The 15,210-nt window shown below is 49.9% G+C and carries 13 protein-coding genes; 2 read left to right on the top strand and 11 right to left on the bottom strand.

All coding sequences use genetic code 11. The features are described from left to right. Position 1: 1 nt before the first annotated feature. Complete coding sequence (gmd, locus tag ACFQ2T_RS03210; protein WP_379030419.1) at positions 2-1,087, bottom strand: GDP-mannose 4,6-dehydratase; 1,086 nt, start codon at positions 1,085-1,087, stop codon at positions 2-4. 73 nt (positions 1,088-1,160) lie between these two features. Then, complete coding sequence (locus ACFQ2T_RS03205) at positions 1,161-3,182, bottom strand: UvrD-helicase domain-containing protein (RefSeq protein ID WP_379030416.1); 2,022 nt, start codon at positions 3,180-3,182, stop codon at positions 1,161-1,163. Positions 3,183-3,426: 244 nt separating this feature from the next. Between ACFQ2T_RS03205 and ACFQ2T_RS03200 the strand changes: the two genes are divergently transcribed. Then, entirely contained in the window at positions 3,427-4,578 is a 1,152-nt protein-coding gene (locus ACFQ2T_RS03200) for a GGDEF domain-containing protein (protein ID WP_379030413.1), read from the top strand. Positions 4,579-4,627: 49 nt separating this feature from the next. Here the strand turns inward: ACFQ2T_RS03200 and ylqF are convergent, their stop codons facing one another. Both ylqF and ACFQ2T_RS03190 read right to left on the bottom strand, forming a co-directional pair. Next, positions 4,628-5,563: a ribosome biogenesis GTPase YlqF gene (gene ylqF / locus ACFQ2T_RS03195; RefSeq protein WP_379030410.1), complete on the bottom strand. Its 936-nt coding sequence runs from the start codon at positions 5,561-5,563 to the stop codon at positions 4,628-4,630. Between the two features lie 170 nt (positions 5,564-5,733). Continuing rightward, positions 5,734-6,804 (bottom strand): DUF481 domain-containing protein, encoded by a 1,071-nt coding sequence (locus tag ACFQ2T_RS03190; RefSeq protein WP_379030408.1) that lies wholly within the window; start codon positions 6,802-6,804, stop codon positions 5,734-5,736. 302 nt (positions 6,805-7,106) lie between these two features. Here ACFQ2T_RS03190 and ACFQ2T_RS03185 point away from each other — a divergent pair, with 302 nt between their 5' ends. After that, positions 7,107-7,934 carry a class I SAM-dependent methyltransferase gene (locus ACFQ2T_RS03185; protein WP_379033871.1) on the top strand — a complete coding sequence of 276 codons (828 nt, stop codon included), beginning with the start codon at positions 7,107-7,109 and terminating at the stop codon, positions 7,932-7,934. An 88-nt stretch (positions 7,935-8,022) separates the two neighbouring features. Here ACFQ2T_RS03185 and ACFQ2T_RS03180 read toward each other — a convergent pair whose 3' ends face one another. From ACFQ2T_RS03180 to ACFQ2T_RS03150, 7 genes are all read right to left on the bottom strand, one after another. Next, complete coding sequence (locus ACFQ2T_RS03180; RefSeq protein ID WP_379030405.1) at positions 8,023-8,715, bottom strand: OmpW/AlkL family protein; 693 nt, start codon at positions 8,713-8,715, stop codon at positions 8,023-8,025. Between the two features lie 181 nt (positions 8,716-8,896). After that, the gene (locus ACFQ2T_RS03175) at positions 8,897-9,256 is read right to left on the bottom strand and encodes a hypothetical protein (protein ID WP_379030402.1); all 360 of its coding nucleotides are present in this window, start codon (positions 9,254-9,256) and stop codon (positions 8,897-8,899) included. 199 nt (positions 9,257-9,455) lie between these two features. Further along, positions 9,456-9,527, bottom strand: a complete 72-nt coding sequence (gene pqqA, locus ACFQ2T_RS03170; RefSeq protein WP_081624291.1) for a pyrroloquinoline quinone precursor peptide PqqA — start codon at positions 9,525-9,527, stop codon at positions 9,456-9,458. A 141-nt stretch (positions 9,528-9,668) separates the two neighbouring features. Beyond that, entirely contained in the window at positions 9,669-10,931 is a 1,263-nt protein-coding gene (locus ACFQ2T_RS03165; RefSeq protein WP_379030399.1) for a DUF3526 domain-containing protein, read from the bottom strand. After that, positions 10,928-12,334 (bottom strand): DUF3526 domain-containing protein, encoded by a 1,407-nt coding sequence (locus ACFQ2T_RS03160; RefSeq protein WP_379030396.1) that lies wholly within the window; start codon positions 12,332-12,334, stop codon positions 10,928-10,930. The genes ACFQ2T_RS03165 and ACFQ2T_RS03160 overlap by 4 nt, the downstream gene beginning before the upstream one ends. Continuing rightward, the gene (locus tag ACFQ2T_RS03155; RefSeq protein ID WP_379030393.1) at positions 12,331-13,041 is read right to left on the bottom strand and encodes an ABC transporter ATP-binding protein; all 711 of its coding nucleotides are present in this window, start codon (positions 13,039-13,041) and stop codon (positions 12,331-12,333) included. The genes ACFQ2T_RS03160 and ACFQ2T_RS03155 overlap by 4 nt, the downstream gene beginning before the upstream one ends. After that, positions 13,038-15,131, bottom strand: a complete 2,094-nt coding sequence (locus ACFQ2T_RS03150; RefSeq protein WP_379030390.1) for a TonB-dependent receptor — start codon at positions 15,129-15,131, stop codon at positions 13,038-13,040. Before ACFQ2T_RS03150 ends, ACFQ2T_RS03155 begins: the two co-directional genes overlap by 4 nt. Between the last annotated feature and the right edge of the window lie 79 nt (positions 15,132-15,210).

The raw sequence follows: 15,210 nt of genomic DNA, 5'->3' as shown, positions 1-15,210 counted from the left end.
GTTACTCGTTGTAATCCATTGCTTGATAACCGTGTTTTTTGATCAATTCGTCTCGCTGAGCGGATTTGTAATCTTCGCGTACCATTTCTGAAACCAGCTCTTCAAACGTAACTTTCGGCTCCCAGCCTAGCTTTTGTTTGGCTTTGCTTGGGTCACCCAGCAACGTGTCTACTTCGGTCGGACGGAAATAGCGGGGGTCCACTTGCACAATACATTTATCACCCGAATAGCCTTTCTCATCCACGCCAGTACCTTCCCAGCGAATGGACATGTCAAGTTCTTTGGCTGCGGCATTGACAAAATCACGCACACTGTATTGTTTGCCGGTGGCAATGACAAAATCTTCAGCCTGGTCTTGCTGTAGCATCAACCATTGCATCTCGACGTAGTCCTTGGCGTGTCCCCAGTCACGTAAGGAATCAAGGTTGCCCAGATACAGGCAATCCTGCAGATTGAGTTTAATCCTGGCCAGCGCCCGTGTGATTTTGCGGGTGACAAATGTTTCGCCACGGATAGGGCTCTCATGGTTGAACAAGATGCCGTTGCAGGCATAAATGCCATAGGCTTCGCGATAATTGACTGTAATCCAGTAAGCGTACATTTTTGCAACGGCATACGGGCTACGAGGGTAGAAAGGCGTGGTTTCTTTCTGCGGTGTTTCTTGAACCAGACCATAGAGTTCGGAAGTGGATGCCTGATAAAAGCGTGTTTTCTTTTCCAGCCCTAAAATACGGATCGCCTCCAGAATGCGCAAGGTACCGATGCCATCGGCGTTCGCCGTATATTCAGGGGTTTCAAAACTGACCGCGACATGGCTCATCGCTGCCAGGTTGTAAATTTCATCAGGCTGAACCTGTTGAATGATCCTGATCAGATTTGTAGAGTCGGTCAAGTCTCCGTAGTGCAGGATAAAATTTTGATGCTCAATGTGAGGATCTTGGTATAGATGATCGATTCTGTCTGTATTGAATAACGATGCTCTGCGCTTGATACCATGCACAATATAGCCCTTGTTGAGCAGGAGCTCGGCTAAGTAGGCACCATCTTGGCCGGTAATGCCGGTAACTAAAGCGACTTTTTGAGACATGTTCTGACAGCTTGGTTAAAAATTGTGTGGATTATAACATGGGCTATATTGTGCTTAAGAAAGGCGGCCAAAGTTATTTACTTGCCAGCATCGCCTTGATATTCGCCATCTTGCTTTTGCCATAATCTTTGCTTGCCGGCTCGCCGGAGCTGTTAAAAGGGTTTCCAAAGTGTTTGACGTCATCCTTTGGTAGTTCTGCAATAAACCGGCTTGGTTCGCAGGCCTGCATTTCGCCCGCGCGTTTACGTTTTTTGCACCAGGTGATATTCAGTGATTTTTGTGCGCGGGTGATGCCTACGTACATCAAGCGGCGTTCTTCTTCGATCTGATCGTTGTCGATGGATTCGCGGTGAGGCAGGATGCCATCTTCACAGCCGATCAGGAATACATGGCCATACTCCAGGCCTTTAGAGGCATGCAGGGTGGAAAGCTTGACTGCGTCTTGCTCTTCGCCATCCTTGCCTTCCAGCATGGTGATGAGGGCGACCAGTTGCGTAAGTTCCAGCAAGGTTTTGCCGGGAGATTCGTTGCCGTATTCAGTCGAAGCTTCGCCTTTTTTGCTGAGCCAGGCTACAAATTCCAGTACGTTGCTCCAGCGTGATTCTGCCGCGCGTGCTTCTTCGCCGTCGTACAAATAGGTTTCGTACTGGATGGCGTTCAGCAGGTCATTCAGCACTTCGTTGGCAGGGTCTTTCACAGCCCGGGTTTGCAGATTCTGGACATAGCGGCAGAACGTGAGCAGGTCATCCAGTTGTTTCGCTCCGATATCGTGCTGGAAACCGCCTTCAAACGCCGCAGCAAACAATGAGAGTTTATGTGCGCTGGCGTATTCACCCAGTCTTTCCAGGGTGGTGTTGCCTATGCCTTTTTTCGGCGTGGTGGCGGCCCGGATAAATGCCGGATCATCATCCTCGTTGGCGATCAGGCGTAGATAGCTGGTGATGTCCTTGATTTCAGTTTTATCGAAGAAGGATTGTCCGCCGGAAATCGTATACGGGATTTTCTGGTTGCGCAGGAATTTTTCCATCACTCGCGCCTGATGGTTGCTGCGGTAGAGCACGGCGTAATCTTTATACGTGGTTCTATGCTCGAATTTATGCGCCTGCAACTTCATCAGTACAGTTTCGGCTTCGTGCTCTTCGCTTTGCGTGGCGGTGACGTGAATCAGCTCACCTGTGCCGAGATCGCTCCACAGTTTTTTCTCAAACAGTTTGGGGTTATTGGCGATCACGCTGTTGGCGGCACGCAGAATACGCACGGTTGAACGGTAGTTCTGTTCCAGCTTGATGACTTTAAGTTTTGAGAAGTCTTTAGTCAGCTGACGCAGGTTTTCGACGTCGGCGCCGCGCCAGCCGTAAATGGCCTGGTCATCATCACCCACCGCCGTAAATTGACCGCGTACGCCTGTAAGCTGCTTGATCAGGCGATACTGGCAGGCATTGGTATCCTGGTACTCATCGATCAGCAAATATTGCAGTTTGCGTTGCCATTTATCCAGTGTTTCACTGTGCTGGTCAAACAGTTCTACCGGTACTTTGATCAGGTCATCAAAATCTACTGCCTGATAGGCGCGTAAAGTTTGCTGATAGAGCTGGTAAACGCGCGCGGCAGCATGGGTTAACTCTTCGTCGGCCTGCGACTTGGCCTGGTCCGGGTTTACAAACGCGTTCTTCCAGCCGGAAATCTGCCATTGCGTTTTGCGTAGCAATTGCTTGTCAGTCGTCGCCAGGATATCGCTGAGGATTTTAAAACTATCCGAGGAGTCCAGAATGGAGAACTGGGGTTTGTAGCCGAGCAGGGCAGCTTCCTGGCGCAGCATTTGCAGGCCCAAGGAGTGGAAGGTTGTGACGGTCAGCCCTTTGCCACTTTTACCTTCCAGCAGCGGAGCAACACGCTCCTGCATCTCGCGCGCGGCTTTGTTCGTAAAAGTGATAGCGGCAATCTGCGAGGCTTTGTAATTGGCCTCGTTCACCAGGTAGGCAATCTTTTGCGTGATGACGCGGGTTTTGCCACTGCCGGCACCCGCGAGCACCAGTAATGGGCCGTCCAGGTAATGAATCGCTTCGCGCTGAGGAGGGTTTAAGAGATGCTGCATGGAACTTCTACTGTTTGCTAGAGACAATCAAAGGAGAGGAATTAGCCTGTATGGACTATTTAACCCTTTAATTTATATGGGTATAGTCGCAATACCATAGTATTATGCCCTATCAGGTAAACTAAAAACTTTGACCTTCCCTGTGCTAGATCTCAATAGTGTCATTCTATCATCAATCGGCCTCACCTTTACTTTGGTTCTGGTTCTATTGATATTTGGCGCTTACCAGCAAAAAGCACTGATTATGAATTGGGTGCGCGGCCTGCTAATGATGGGCCTGGGCTTGGGTATTTACTTTATTCCACTGATTACCGCCAACTATGGCCAGCGTATCGTGTATGTCGCGACGTCGATGACCATGTTTGCCCTGGGCGTCAGTATTTATGTCAATGGCATACGCATGCTGCGTGGCTACCGTGTCTACCGCTACCGAACCTTGCTGGTCATGACCACATTGCTGGCCTGTAATGCAGTGATGCTGAATATGCATGCAGCTGACAAGTGGGTCATCCTTTCTAATTTACTCGTGCTGGTCTGGGTATTTTCTTATGGTAGCCGCAGTTTGAGCGGGCATGGCAGGGACTTCGTAGCGCAAGTGTTCTGGCTGTGCTGCAGCCTGTTTGGCGGCATCAGCCTGATGCTGGGCTTTTTCGCGATTGAAGTGGCCCTGGCAGATGAGGCGGCGCTAATCTCGTTTATCCACTGGCCTGTGCATGCCTATCTCACTACAGCGATTATGATGGTCCTCACTATCGCCACCAGTTTGCTATTGCTGGTGATGAATGTACGTACCCAGGCCGGATTGCAGGCAATCGCTACCCTGGATGGCTTAACCGGTGTCTTGAACCGCAGGGGATTGCAGGAAGCCGCTACCCGCATGCAGGCAGTGTCACAGCGGATTAGCCTGTCTATGGGCATGCTAATTATCGATCTGGATTACTTCAAGAAAGTAAATGATGTCTATGGCCATCTGGTGGGTGACGAGGTGCTGAAATCCTGCGCAGGCAATATACGTGGGGCGTTGCGCGGCGGTGATGTGATCGGCCGTTACGGGGGTGAGGAGTTTTGTATTTTGCTGCCTAATACCGGTGAGCAGGAAGCCATGGTACTGGCTGAGCGTATCCGCAGAACCATAGAAGTCACACCAGTCAGTATTGCGGGCGTTGAAAGCATGAGTGCAGATACTCACGCCATCAAGTGTACGGTGAGTGTCGGAGCAGTGAGTTCTGAAACGGTGGGCTATGCACTAGATAGCATGTTTGCGGCGGCTGACCAGAATCTGTACAAGGCCAAGCAAAATGGCCGCAACCGGGTAGCGAGCAATATTGAATTATTGATGACGCAACCACCTGCCACAGGTAAACCTGTGAAGCGTAATGCGAGCGTGATTGCTTAACTCACGGTTGTTTATATCACTATACTTTTAGTTTACGTTTCAATAAAACTTAGGGCGCATCAGCTTCTGTTGTCGTCTCTGGCTGTTCATCGGCAGTGTTCGACTTCTCTTTTGACAGTGCAATCATCTCTGCACGGCTCTTGGGGGATTCCAGGCTGACCCTGCCGATCGCGCCGCCGCGATAATCGGTCAGAAACGCCATCGCCGTACGCTCCATATCCCATTGCCCGTCATTACGCTTGTAAGCCCTGCGTTTGGCAATCGCCTGTAACAGGTCTATGCCATCTATCTGTTGTACATCCAGTTTCATGGCATCCAGTTTGTAACGCGTATTGATCAATGCCGGGTATTGTTTCAACAGTAAGTTGCCAAGAAATTCCGCCACATCTTCATCAATCACCGCATTGCGGCCAATGGCATGGCTGGCGGCCAGCATATAACCATCCGATTCATGCTCAATCTTAGGCCACATCATGCCCGGGGTATCGGTGATGCTCTGGTTATTGCCCAGGTCGAAACGTTGCTGGCTTTTGGTGACTGCCGGTTCATCGCCTACTTTAGCCGCGCGGCGGTTGAGCAGGGCGTTCATCAAGGTGGATTTACCCACGTTAGGGATGCCCATGATCATCATGCGCAAAGGCTTGAGCGGTGAGCCGCGATGCGATGCCAGTTGACGGCACAGGCCGGGGATTTTTTTAGCGTCACCGGCTTTTTTGCAGGAGAGTGCCACGGCTTTGGTATTCGGCTGGCTATTGAAATAATTCAGCCAGGCTTGCGTGATTTGCGGGTCGGCCAGGTCAGCCTTATTCAGGATTTTAAGGTTAGGGCGCTGGCGGAAGTTGCGCATGTCTTCAATCATGGGGTTATGGCTGGCGGCGGGTACGCGTGCATCCAGTACTTCAATCACCACATCGATATGCTCCAGGGTTTCCTCTGCCTTTTTGCGGGCTGAAGTCATGTGTCCCGGGTACCATTGTATCGCCATATTTTTGCTCCATCATTCCATCAAAAAATACGGTGTTTACATGCTGTGCCGTACTCCAACTATCGCTCCGGCACATTTTTTCTGATTGCGAATGTTGCAATGGCCAATGCTACGATTGGCCATTTTAACATTCAAGCGTGCAACGCGCTAAATTTCGTCAGGCTTGAAATTTACTTCCAGGTATATCCAAGTGTGAACAAGGCTCGCGTGTCGCCTTTTCTTCTATCATCTGCCGGGCGGGTGTCCAGGTTGTAATCCAGTTGGGTGGTTGCGCTCAAGCCCATAATAAAGGGAAAACGCAAGCCAGTTGAGCTGTAAAGGAGGATTTGTGAAGGTGCACGCGGGGTATATAAGACTTCGTGGCGATGAAATGCCTGTACAAAAGAATTAAACAGGAACTGGTTGTAGTTAACGGCCCAGCGAATGGCGGCATGGTCCTCATCCTGCTCTTCATAGAAATCCTGGTTAATCCACGACAGACCGCCTTCCAGTGACAGATTGAGTTTTTCTCCTTCAAATAGCTGGTAACCGGTACCCACACCGTACTGGCTGCGTAACTTGATGTCCCTGAACCGGTCTTTTTCCTGGATGGTATTCAGATAGGTAAACCATTTTTTGGTGAAAAAGTGGTCATACTGCCCACGTACACGCATATTGTTCTGGGTTTGTTCACCATTATCTTCTGCCCAGTATGCATAACCCTGCGCGGTATACCTGTCTTCCAGGCCGCGTGTAATCGATTCGCCGTTGAACTGCATATTACGGTTTTTGCTGTTGCCGTTATTGAATGCGCCGCCCAGGTTGAGGTTGCCGCTCCAGACATAGCCTTCACCTATCAGGTCTTTGGAAGGGTTGATATATTGAATTTCTGCCAGCTCGGTATCCACCAGTTCGGTTTTACCGTCTTCGTCCAGAATCGCTTGCCCATTTTCACCATGTTTCAAAAAACCGGTGACTACCGTCTGATCAGACAGCATCATGGTGTAAGATTTTTCGGCGTCTATGCTAAGAATATCTGCCCAATTTAATTTGATGTCGCCAGCATAAGAAGTATTGATCACGACTTTATCTGTCACTTTGACAACCAGGGTGCCGGTGATTTTGTCGCCGTTTTTCATCCAGACACTGTCTGCATGAATGCTAGCAGAAAAGAATGTGATTAACGCTACAGTACTATACAGAAGGGTATTGAGCTGTTGTTTACGACGCTTAAGGGCCTTGCTGGCTACATTGAAAAACATTCATTCTCCCTTATTAATTGAATAGCTGGACGTGAAACCTGGCAAGAGAAACACGTCCAACAAGCTTTTCTGGCAAAGTTTAACTACATTAGCATGCACATGGCATTAGCGCATGGCGCTAAAATTGACCCACCTGATAGGGTAGTCAGCAAAAAAACGCATGAGTTCCCGATATAAGTTCCCTGAGGAAAGCAGGAATGACAAGCAACACATTTATGCTGAGTCACTCATTTATTGCTAGACTACTGGATTAGTATTTTAAAGCAGCAACCCGTATGGTCAAAACAATTTTGCCACCCCAAATGAAATTGCCACCAGAAGTCAAACCGGGTCAATCTATTCCTTTATTGCAGGCATTGCACATCCTGACGCGCGACGGCAAGCTCAACCAGGATAGCCGCCGTAAACTCAAGCAGGTTTATCACCTGGTTAATTTTATCGAGCCGCTGATGCAGTCCGTCATGACTGCACAGCAAAATCCAGTGCTGGTTGATCATGGTGCCGGTAAGTCCTACCTTGGTTTTATCCTCTATGATTTATTACTGAAGCAGCATGCTGGCGGCCAGGTAATCGGAATTGAAAACCGCGCGGAGCTTATAGAAAAATCCCGCCAGCTGGCCAGCGAATGTGGCTTTGAACGTATGCAGTTTGAGCCATTGACGGTGGCGGATGCCATGAGCTCCGAACAACTGCCGGCAAAGGTGGACATTGTCACCGCACTGCATGCCTGCAATACCGCCACCGATGATGCCATACAGTTTGGCCTGCAAAAGCAGGCGCAATATATGGTGCTCGTGCCTTGCTGTCAGGCAGAAGTGGCTGAAGTGATGCGTCAGCATAAAGCAGATTCCCTGGCAAAAACCTTATTAAGTGAGCTCTGGCGCCACCCGATCCATACCCGTGAATTGGGTAGCCATGTCACCAACGTATTGCGCTGCCTGGAGCTGGAAGCGCATGGCTATCAAGTGACCGTGACCGAGCTGGTGGGCTGGGAGCACTCCATGAAAAACGAACTGATTATTGCCAAGTTTACCGGCCAGAAGAAACGCAGCGCGCTCGAGCGCGGACAACAGTTGCTGGAACAACTGAATTTGACCAGTCTTGCCGGTCGATTTAACTTGAACGGTTAAAAAAGCTGTATAAAAAAACCTCTGATACAGCAAAGTATCAGAGGCTGAATGGAGCTGAAAACTCCAGGGAAGAGACTTTTGAAACTGTTTAGAAGCGTTTGCCGACCCCTATGCTTAAGACCCATGGGTTTACTTCAAGAGAGTCGATCTTGCTCCAGCCGCCTGCTGTTTTCAATTTCACATCCGTATCAATCCACAGGTATTTCACGTCGGCGTTTAATAACCAGCCATCTTGCAGGTTGACATCAAAGCCAGCCTGCAATGCAGGGCCAACGCTGGTTCTATCGATTTTGATATCCGTGCCAGCCAGTGGGCCCTGGCTCAATTCCAGTTTGCGGTCCAGCATAAAGGTAGCGTTAATGCCGGCACCCACATAAGGGTCAAAGGTCTGGTCAGGGTTGAAGTGCCATTGAACTGTCAGTGTTGGTGGCAATGCATCAATACTGCCCAGTTTCTGGTTTGGTACCACAGTGCCTGGCTCTTTGGAAACACTGACATCGTGCTTGGAGCCTAGCGCCAGTATCAATTCAGTGGCGATGTTCCTGGTCCAGTAATAACTGATATCAAGTTCTGGAATCGTATTGCTGTCTACCTTCAGTTCCGCACTATTTGACATGGCGCCTGCAGCCACATTTTTATTTACATATTTACCCAGGTCGCTGCTTTCATTCGGGCTGATATTCGTGGCGCGCAGGCGGACCACCCAGTCGCCTTGTTCGGCATGACTATTCGTCACTGACAACAGGGCTGCCAGTATTAAACTGATTGCGGTTTTTTTCATTGTGATCACTCCATCTCGTGCATTGAACGTGATGGCATTCTAGGAGCGTCAGGCAAAGCAGGTATTGACCCAAATCAACTAAATCGAATTAGTGTTTGGGTCAATCAATGACTAGGAGGTGAGTAACTGTGAGGTGAGCTTTAAAGTTCAGAGTGTGTAGCTAAATGACGCACATGACGCATTAGTAGTTATTGCGACTTTTCCAGGCTTCGTCCAGCACTTTGGATTTTTGCTCGAAGACTGCTTTCCTGGATTCAAGGTCCTGTTCTGTCTGTGCTTTTTCAGTCTGGTATTGCTTCAGTCTTTCCTGCTCTTTGGCGATCAGCTCTTCCTGGGATTTGATACGCTTATTAAGGTCTTCCAGCTTGCTCATGGAATCGCCGACAGCATCGCGGGCCGAGGCGGCATCATTTTGTTCCGGCAAGATGCTGCGCGCAAATGCTGACTGGCTGTGGCTGGCGACTGCCAGTGTCGCTAGTAGCAGTGCAACCATCAACGGGGAAGAGATGAATGGTTTGACAGAGAATTTTTTGACTTGCATGTATGACTCCGTGAGTATAAACAGGTAATGGAATGCCTTGGTTGAACTGTACTAGAGTGAAATTGTACTAGCGAATATCGCATTGGCAAGCCATTGTTTTTTAGTAAGCCGGTTTGGCATAAGGTTCCGGGTATTCAAATTCTTCAAGGCAATAAAAAACCCGCCATTGGCGGGTTTTCGTCATTCAGCCTTGGCTGAATTATTTGTTCATCACGTACATTGTTACTTCAAAGCCAAAACGCATTTCTGTAGCAGCTGGTTTAGTCCACATGATAATCTCCTTTTGGTTATTAAGTGCATCTCAGTGATGTACTTGTATGACTGTTACTATACGCGCCTGTTTCAAAAACACCCTGAAGTGATCACGTAAAACCGCCTCATGATTTTACGTAGTTTGAACCGCCTGTTTCCGTTATTTGTTCGTCTCCTCAAAGGTCGGCATTTGGCTAAAGGATTCAAGCGTAAAAGGTTTTTCCTCGAACAGGTAAGGATAAGCATCATGCCGCAGTTGCGTATGGAATGCAGTGATGCGTTGTCTATGCGCAAGCAGGTCAGAGACATTGCTGTGCGCGATATCTTCCAGGCTGCGCTGCACCCATACTGCCGGTAAAAAGTAGCCGAGTAAGCCAGTGGCCTGGTCCCGTTGCATGAGCGCTTTTTCACGTGTTTCCACTTGTTTTGCAAGTTTCACATCTGCCATATGTTGAAATGCGTAATACCATTTCCAGTGAAAGCGGTCGGTGACTGGCGCTGACTTTTGCCATTGTGGATACAGCGCATAAAACGGTGTCAGCGTGTCAGTCTTCGGTAGATCCCAGGCACTATGCACGGCCTGCCGGTGTTGCAAGGCGATCTGGCTGCCATCCTCTACCGGGTAACGGTGGTGCAACCACACTTGCGCCAGGTTAGGGAGCACGATACAAGTCACTAGCCAGAGGCTGGTTAAAGCAAGTGCGTTCAAGTTGGCATTGAGTGCACGGGCCCGCAGGCTGAAGGCTGCGCATAGCCCGGTCCAGAGCAGGGTATATAACAGCGTGACCACCAGCACCTGCAGGAGTGGCGCCAGGCTAAGGCCGTATATGGCCGTAAATACCATGACTGGCAGCGAGAACGTCAATGCAATCAACAGCCAGCGGGAAGCCACGCGCTGACGCCAGAAGCGTGCCGGTTGAGCGGTCAGGCTTTGTAAAAACAGCAGCCGCTGTGCCTGGTGCTCACTGGCTTTAAGATCATGCAACAGTGCGATACACAGCAGCGGTGCAAAAAACACCAGCCAGAATGCATAATCGAATCCGCCCAGCATCACATATTCAGGATGATGCGATTCCCCGTCGTAGAGCTGCCCTTGCAAGCCCAGCAAACGTATGCGCTGCACATAAGGCGTCACCAGCCGGTTACCCAGTGCAATAAAACTCCATTCGCCTGGGGTGTGGTAAACGTTGTGGAACACGTAATAGCCAACTTCACCTACATCTAGCGTGTCATGCTGGCTGTGCTGTTTGAGGTAATCCTGATGACGCAGACCTTCTCCCTCCTTTGCATGATTGATTTGTGCCTGGATATGGCTGATATTCTGCCATCCATTAAACAGGCTAAAGCCTGTCAGTAACAGGTTCAGCAACAGCAGGATCAGGATGCTGCGTTGTTTGAGTAATAAAATCAGTTCTTGTTTCATGTGCGTTTTGCCACTTTCATCAGCAATGCGCCCGGTATCAGTATCCAGCCCAGCAACACCAGCAAAGCGACCTCGATACTGTGACTGCTGACTGAAACTGGTGCCAGGGTAACGGCAGGGCGCGGCGCTTTTTTCCAGAAGTCGGCAGACACACGTGTGTCGTGATCATGGTGCTGGTCAACTTTCATGGTATGGATCTGATTCAGGTATTGGATCAATTTGTAACGGCGGTCTTCCGCTTGCCGGATAAACGCCTGGTGGTGCGCCAGGTCGTTGCCACTGCTGGCCATCTGTACATACTGCAATGCCAGCGCCGGTGTCAGCCATAACCAGTGCCGGATGCTCGTATTTTGCCTGTTCAGTTGCGCATCATGCAGGGCTTGTTGTTCACGGTAAACAGCTGTGGTCAGGCGTTCGCCTTCCTGCATCAAAAGACCGTGATAGTTGACTGGCAAATCCTCAATTGTTGTGACCTGGTATTTCTTGAGGATGCCAGCTTTAAACGCCGCAAAATGCGGGTCGTCCGGGTTATGGCTATCACCCAGGGCTTTCAGTTTGATTTCCGCGTGATGTTCAGCCTCCGTGCGCGGCTGGGTCGGGTAGGTCGTCTGCGCCAGGTTGGCTAATCCGCGCGGGAAAATAATGCAGACGCATACCCAGCACAGCAGCAGTGTCAGCAAGGCGCCATGCAATTGCTTGCTGAACCACGAAATTGTCAGCACCAACAGGCACCAGCCAGCGATATACATCGCCTGCGCCAGCAGCATCAGTGATAAGCGTAACAGCGTTTGGTCGCTGCCCCAGCTCCAGGCCAGCGTCAATAAAGCTTGCAGGCAAAGCAGGGTAAATAATGGCAGGAATAGCGCCAGCCACTTTCCGGCCGCAATCACCCAGGCAGACGTGCCATTGCCGCGCATAAAAGCCAGTATGCCGGTGATTTTTTCGGCAGTAATAGTGGCATAAGCAATCATGATTAAAAATAGTGGCATCCACCACTGCACAATCATGGCCGGGGTAATCAGCGGGAAACGGCCCAGGCTGGTCGCTTCGGTGGCAGGGTTGAAATTGGCACTATTTAAGCGATGCGCCTCCAGGTAAACCAGGTGCCCCGATTGATCGAGTATTCCAGGTTCAATCACGCTGAGCGGGTGCAACGGTTTGGGCACAAAATCACCAAAATGGGAGACCCGGTGCGGGTGGCGGTCAGGTTGCGATTGCCAGTCCTGCTGGCTTTGTTGCGTGACTTTTGCCACAATTGTGGCATGATCTTGCCAGTGGTGATGGGCGGCGAGGGCGGCAATCGACCACAGCACGATTAATATCAGCATCAACAAGGCAGGGATACGCGCATGCCATAAGCGCCGCCATTCATTGATGGCGATTTTCCAGACAAGTGAAATCATGCCTGCCCCTGGTAAAGTCGCTTGAGGCTATCCAGCGTTAGTGACGATTGGTCTATCACTACCGGCTGTAATTGCCCGTTGGCCAGCATCAGCAGGCGGTCTGAGAATGCCATCGCTGATAACACGTCATGTGTCACCACCAGTATGCCCATGCCGCGTGCCTTGCACTGCACAATCAACTGGTTCAATTCTTCTGTCGCCTGCGGATCCAGCCCCGAGTTAGGTTCATCCAGAAGTAGAAGTTTTGCCTGTTTTGCCAGCGCAAACGCCAGCATGACTTTTTGTTTCATGCCTTTTGAATATTCACTACACGGACGATGCCATGATTGCTCTGGCAACCCTGCCATGGTTAAACAGCTAGCGATATCTGCTGTCTGGCTGATCGCCCCCAGGCTCAGGAAGTAACGGATATTCTCAAGTGCTGACAAATGGCCGTAGACCGCTGGCTGCTCAGGGACATACGCCAGTTGTGAGAGCGCCTGGTGCCGTGCCTGCTCCAGGTCAACGCCTGCAATCTGTATCGTGCCTGTCTGATGCGCTGCAGTGTGCAGGCCGAGGATGCTTTTGAGCAGGGTAGATTTTCCTGCGCCGTTGCTGCCCAGTACCGAGACGACTTCTCCCGCCGGTAAACTGAGATCAAGCTGTTTAAGGATCTCACGTCCGGCAAAACGCAGGCTGAGTTGTTGGATGGATAATAAAGCGGTCATTTGAAATCCACTGTTGCGGTGAGCATGAAGTTACGGCCAGCGCCGGGAGCGAAGTTTAGCTGGTTTAAAGCGCCGGTACTGCTGAAGTCATACACATACTCATAGTATTTATCGAAAATATTGTTGGCCAGCAAGCTGACCCGCCCCCAGTTGGTTTTGTAATCAATATTGGCATTGGTCAGGGTATAAGCGCCATATTTGCCGCCATTATTGCTTTCGTTGACGTAGTAGGCGCCTTGCCGGTCAATATGTAAACGCGCAACCCAGTCGGAATCAGGTGTGAATTGCAAACCGAGTGAAGCAGTGTGGTCAGGAATGCCGCGTATGCTATGCCCTTTAAATCCCGGGTTTTGCGGATTAGGCTCTTCAATTTTGGCATACACCTTAGAGACGTTACCCCAGAAACTGAAATAGTCATTCAATCTGTAATCAAAACTGGCATCCAGGCCTTGCCTGAGTGTCTCGCCTAAAGGTCGGCGGATGTTGTCAATATTGATAAACTCATTCTTGGCTTTTTGCTGCCAGTAGGAGACTCGTGTATTGAGGTCACTGTTCCAGCCGCTTTTAAGGCCTATTTCCCAACCATCATTCACGGCAACATCGATAGGAATTCTAGCCCCACTATTCGCATTGAACTGGTTCAAATTGATACCAGTCGGCGTTTGGAAACTGCGACCTGCATTGCCAAACAGGGTGTGCTGTGCGTTCAGGTTGGCAAACGCATTGAACTTGGGTTGCACAATTGTTGGTGAGTCGTACAAGTCTGTATTGATTTGCCTGGCCGGGATAGCATTGGTACCGATAATGATAGGTTTATTCGCTGTTGCGTCCAGCCGGTCCGCACGCAGGGCAAAATTCCAGCGTAGCCATTCAACCGGTGTATTTTCCAATTTGGCATAAATACCTTGTGCGGTAAAGTCGTAATCAGCTTTGATACGAATGACGTTCACCCCTGCGCCATTAACCCTTTGGTTAAACTGGCTGACTTCCTGGTGCTCAATATCATAGCCAGTCTCAAAAGCCCATTGCGGATTGATTTTCCAGTTTAATTTTGCAATCAACCCTGTTGATGTTTGATCATCCAACCTATTTTCGACATTCGGCGAACCCACAAAACGCACATTGCGTTCGCGGTCAAAGTTCTGCCAGTAAGTTTTCAGACTCAGATCCACATCATTGTTAAAGAAATAGTCGTAATGCAAGCTCAGGTGTTTGAATTCCTTTTCACCGCTGTCATTGCGTGCAATAGCGGCCACACCGGTACGGTTCGAGCGGGCCTGTTCTTTAGGCATATAGCCAGGTGCTTCCGGTGAATTGTATTTGCCATACTTGGCACTTAGGGCCAGGGTGGATTGATCAAAATCCAGCTGCCAGCGGCCGGATAGGGCGATCTTTTCATTTTCGGTATGGGAGCGGAAACCATTGCCCTTGCGGTAACCAATCGCATAGTTCTGGATGAAATTGTCCTGCTTGTCACCGAAGTAACCCTGCATTTCGCGGGTATTGAAGCTGCCATAGCCGAATTGCAACTGCTTGCCGACATCTTTGCGTGTTTCCACCTTGTAATTACCGGCAGTGGCAAACAAGCCGGTGGTGGCGTCACTGGTGCCTTTGAACACTTGTATGTTCTGGATATTGGTCGGGAACAGGTAATCCAGTTCACTCAGGCCGGAAAACAGGTTGGAAGGAATACCATCGACCAGCAGTTTGGCATTGGGTGTCTCGCCGTCACCACTAAAGCCGCGGATAGAGATTTCAGTATTCACAATGCCCTGGCTGTAGCGCGATAGCACTATGCCTGGCGTTTTACTGAATAATTCCAGTGTATCGGTCACATGCTCGTATTCCAGCTCATCACGCGTGATGACATCGACAGAACCGGCCAGGCTCTTATCTGTGGCGGGGACTTGCTCCTTTTTGCCAAGCACAATGACGCTATCCAGTTCAACACTGACTGTTTCCCTGGTTTTATTTTTTTGTTTGCTGCTTTCGGTCGTGTTGTCTAATGCAATTGTTTCTTCGGCATAGGCCGGCACAGCAGGTAACAACAGGAGTGCCAGCAGGCTGGCAATCTTTTTTTGTTGCATCATGATTTTTCTTCCCTGGGTATTTAGGTGTTATCAATTGGAACGATGAGGCCTTGCAGACTGCACCAGACTATTGATTGTC

The sequence above is a fragment of the Methylophilus flavus genome, from assembly GCF_042678905.1.
GTDB lineage: Bacteria > Pseudomonadota > Gammaproteobacteria > Burkholderiales > Methylophilaceae > Methylophilus > Methylophilus flavus.
This window is presented reverse-complemented; position numbering and strand designations above follow the sequence as displayed.

What these genes read in the sequence shown, in the direction of transcription:
- gmd (WP_379030419.1), bottom strand. Translation starts at nt 1,087, where the DNA reads ATGTCTCAAAAAGTCGCTTTAGTTACCGGCATTACCGGCCAAGATGGT.
- ACFQ2T_RS03205 (WP_379030416.1), bottom strand. Translation starts at nt 3,182, where the DNA reads ATGCAGCATCTCTTAAACCCTCCTCAGCGCGAAGCGATTCATTACCTG.
- ACFQ2T_RS03200 (WP_379030413.1), top strand. Translation starts at nt 3,427, where the DNA reads ATGAATTGGGTGCGCGGCCTGCTAATGATGGGCCTGGGCTTGGGTATT.
- ylqF (WP_379030410.1), bottom strand. Translation starts at nt 5,563, where the DNA reads ATGGCGATACAATGGTACCCGGGACACATGACTTCAGCCCGCAAAAAG.
- ACFQ2T_RS03190 (WP_379030408.1), bottom strand. Translation starts at nt 6,804, where the DNA reads ATGTTTTTCAATGTAGCCAGCAAGGCCCTTAAGCGTCGTAAACAACAG.
- ACFQ2T_RS03185 (WP_379033871.1), top strand. Translation starts at nt 7,107, where the DNA reads ATGAAATTGCCACCAGAAGTCAAACCGGGTCAATCTATTCCTTTATTG.
- ACFQ2T_RS03180 (WP_379030405.1), bottom strand. Translation starts at nt 8,715, where the DNA reads ATGAAAAAAACCGCAATCAGTTTAATACTGGCAGCCCTGTTGTCAGTG.
- ACFQ2T_RS03175 (WP_379030402.1), bottom strand. Translation starts at nt 9,256, where the DNA reads ATGCAAGTCAAAAAATTCTCTGTCAAACCATTCATCTCTTCCCCGTTG.
- ACFQ2T_RS03165 (WP_379030399.1), bottom strand. Translation starts at nt 10,931, where the DNA reads ATGAAACAAGAACTGATTTTATTACTCAAACAACGCAGCATCCTGATC.
- ACFQ2T_RS03160 (WP_379030396.1), bottom strand. Translation starts at nt 12,334, where the DNA reads ATGATTTCACTTGTCTGGAAAATCGCCATCAATGAATGGCGGCGCTTA.
- ACFQ2T_RS03155 (WP_379030393.1), bottom strand. Translation starts at nt 13,041, where the DNA reads ATGACCGCTTTATTATCCATCCAACAACTCAGCCTGCGTTTTGCCGGA.
- ACFQ2T_RS03150 (WP_379030390.1), bottom strand. Translation starts at nt 15,131, where the DNA reads ATGATGCAACAAAAAAAGATTGCCAGCCTGCTGGCACTCCTGTTGTTA.